This window comes from Enterococcus mundtii, from assembly GCF_002947535.1.
In the GTDB taxonomy this organism is placed as follows: Bacteria; Bacillota; Bacilli; order Lactobacillales; family Enterococcaceae; genus Enterococcus_B; species Enterococcus_B mundtii_B.
The window spans coordinates 1-3,084 of the sequence record NZ_PUAP01000068.1; the positions used below are offsets into that span (position 1 = coordinate 1).

Annotated in this window: 3 protein-coding genes and 1 rRNA gene; 1 reads left to right on the plus strand and 3 read right to left on the minus strand. The window is 35.9% G+C overall.

The window, feature by feature from the left end; genetic code table 11:
- From CUS89_RS15780 to CUS89_RS15790, 3 genes are all read right to left on the minus strand, one after another.
- Positions 1 to 121: ribosomal RNA gene (locus CUS89_RS15780) — 16S ribosomal RNA — on the minus strand; the annotation flags it as partial.
- Between the two features lie 809 nt (positions 122 to 930).
- On the minus strand, positions 931 to 1,293 hold the full coding sequence (locus CUS89_RS15785; RefSeq protein ID WP_019724011.1) for a hypothetical protein: 363 nt from the start codon (positions 1,291 to 1,293) through the stop codon (positions 931 to 933).
- Positions 1,294 to 1,364: 71 nt separating this feature from the next.
- Positions 1,365 to 1,745 carry a CvfD/Ygs/GSP13 family RNA-binding post-transcriptional regulator gene (locus CUS89_RS15790; RefSeq protein ID WP_019724010.1) on the minus strand — a complete coding sequence of 127 codons (381 nt, stop codon included), beginning with the start codon at positions 1,743 to 1,745 and terminating at the stop codon, positions 1,365 to 1,367.
- A gap of 90 nt (positions 1,746 to 1,835) precedes the next feature.
- Between CUS89_RS15790 and CUS89_RS15795 the strand changes: the two genes are divergently transcribed.
- The gene (locus CUS89_RS15795) at positions 1,836 to 3,002 is read left to right on the plus strand and encodes a MalY/PatB family protein (RefSeq protein ID WP_104872795.1); all 1,167 of its coding nucleotides are present in this window, start codon (positions 1,836 to 1,838) and stop codon (positions 3,000 to 3,002) included.
- Positions 3,003 to 3,084 lie beyond the last annotated feature (82 nt).

Consider the following 3,084-nt stretch of genomic DNA (forward strand, 5'->3'; position numbering starts at 1 on the left):
CCCGTTCGCCACTCCTCTTTTCCCGGTGGAGCAAGCTCCGGTGGGAAAAGAAGCGTTCGACTTGCATGTATTAGGCACGCCGCCAGCGTTCGTCCTGAGCCAGGATCAAACTCTCATAATAAAAGTTAGAACAATCTTTCGATTGTTAAGCTCAATTGTTTGCTAGCATATTGCTTGCTTGTTAAAAATGTTTGTTGTCTTGAATTGAATCAAGACGCCCTACACATTTGGTTTGTCTTACTTTGTTCAGTTTTCAAAGGTCTACGTGATAAATGAAACACAACTGCTTCGATTTATCGTTTGTGATTGCCGTAGCAACTTTTATATCTTAGCAAACTCTCGAATGATTGTCAACTATTTTTTAAAAGTTTTTCGAACTCGTTTTTCACGAGGTCGTTTCAGCAACTCACTTATCATAACTCGTTGTTTGTTATTTGTCAACACTTTATTTAGCTTTAAAATCCTTACACATAAACCTCTTATAAAGTACGAAAATAATTCAACTTCGTTATATTAACATGGTTTTACCCAGCGGTCAATAGTTTTTTTCGATGTTTTTCTGAATATTTTCAAAAGAACTTATTTTCGAATCAACGTTGTCTAATTTACCATGCTACACACCTAGCGTCAATACTTATTTTTAGTTAAACAAAAGACAAGGTTTTCAATCATTTTACGATCATTCGGATTATTCGTATATTTAATTGGTTTTTTCATAAAATACACTAAAAACTAAATGAATCCTGAACATTCCCCTCTTATCTCCTTTTGAATAGACAAAAAAAAGAAGTTTGAAAGATATTCAAACTTCTCTGAAAGTCCTGCTTGGTTCCAAAAAATGATCTCTTATTTATTCGTCGATTCTCAAACGCTCAACGATACACCTACGAACGGTATCCATTTCTCTTTGGTAGAGGTACTTGAATCAATTTAAAAAATTGGTACACCATCTACTTCATAAATCCCTAGTACCGTACGCATTTGTCCTGGATCTTCCCAATGATAACCTTCGCCTAACTGTTCTTGTTGATTTTTTTGTTCCGTTTCAAAAACAAAAAGTGGAACATTTTCTTGATTGATATGGGTATTCGTCAACTCCATCAAGTTGATTTTACTCACATCAATATGAACGATTTCTTTTAAGAAACTAAGTATGTTTGCTAAACCAGTCTTATCATTTGAGTGGTCTGCGCATGCGAACTCTAATTTATTCTCTCTTGAATGAACTAAAAATTTTTTAGATCCATCCTCCAAATGCAACATAATTGTACCAGCGACTCTTTTGTTTGCCAAAATTTCCACCTCGATCAACTTGTTTATGGCTTACAAGAGAATTTTAGCATATTTTCAGAAAAAATACACTTTTATTTCCTTGATTCTTTTTTATCTAATTGGATCAACGCTTCCTTGATCCATATAGGTAACTGTTTTTCAATCGTTGCAAAACCAATTTTTTTATTTTTATTAGTGAAGTATCGTTTTCTTCGGTATGGGATCGATGGTACTTTCTTTTCTAAGGTACGTAACGACAGACTGATTTTATTCGAATACTCATCAATATCAATGATTTGTACAGTCACCGGTTGCCCCACCTTCAATAATGTATGAATACTCTTCGTATAACCAGATTGCACTTCTGATACGTGGATCAACCCTTGTGTCTCTTCATCTAATGAAACGAACGCTCCGTATGGTTGGATTCCTGTAATTTTCCCTTTGATTATTTCGCCTATTCTATAAGTCATATACTTCCCTCTCTTCGCATTTATCATTATACTGTAAATATTAAAAAAAAAGAAGTTCTGTTCTTGCATATAGATATGGAGGTCTTATAGATGGAACAATTTGATGAAATAGTTTCAAGGCTAAACACAGATAGTGTAAAATGGGATGCCATTTCACAAACTTATCATATGGATGATCTTTTACCGTTATGGGTAGCGGATATGGATTTCCTTGCCCCTCAAGGAGTAACAACAGCTTTAGAAAACTATCTGCAAAAAGGTATTTTTGGTTACTCGATCGTACCGGACGGACTCTACCGATCAGTGATCGATTGGGAGAAAAGACGCCATCATGTGACACTGACCGAAGACAACATTCTTTTCACTAGTGGAGTCTTAGCTAGTCTTTCATTGGCGATTCAAGCATTTACAGCGCCAGGCGATGCGGTATTGATTCATGATCCAGTTTATCCGCCATTTGGTGCAATTGTTGAAAATAACGAGCGTCAATTGATTCGCAGCCCTTTAAATAAAAAAGCTGATCATTTTGAAATGGACTTTCAAGATATGGAAGAAAAAATCGTCTCAAACAAGATAAAAGCAATGATTCTATGTAACCCGCATAATCCAGGTGGTCGTGTTTGGACCAAAGAAGAGCTCAAACGTTTAAGTGAACTATGTTTGACCTACGATGTCTTTTTATTCAGTGATGAGATCCATCAAGATATCATCTTTTCCGAATATGAATTCACCTCGATGCAAACAATCGATCCTGCCCTTTCTCGTTTGTTGATCACATTTACTTCAGCAACTAAGACATTTAATCTAGCCGCAATAAAAAATTCAATGGTCTTCATTAAAGATCAAGATTTAAAAAATCGCTTTACGAAACAATTGGAAAAAAATCAACATCAAGGAATCAATACTTTCGGACTGTTAGGCACTCAAGCTGCTTACGAAACTGGTGAGGAATGGTTAAATGAGTTATTAGTTTATCTGGAAGAAAATGTCCAAGAGGTCATTACCTTCTTTACTAAGCATCTCCCTGATGTCAAAGTGATGAAGCCAGAAGGAACGTACCTTATATGGCTTGATTTTTCTGCCTATACGGACGATGACCGGCTACTTGAAAAGAAGCTGATTGAAAAAGGCAGAGTCGTCTTGAATCCTGGGATCAGTTTTGGACCAAGCGGTCATTGCCATATGCGTTTAAATGTCGCTTGTCCAAGATCAGTATTAAAAGAAGGGCTTTTACGTATCCAACGTGCTTTAAGTTAGAAAATGAAAGAAGTCATTGGACAAAAAATATTAGTCTTTCCTACTTTGTTACCATCCAAACCAAAAAAGCACCAAACAGCAA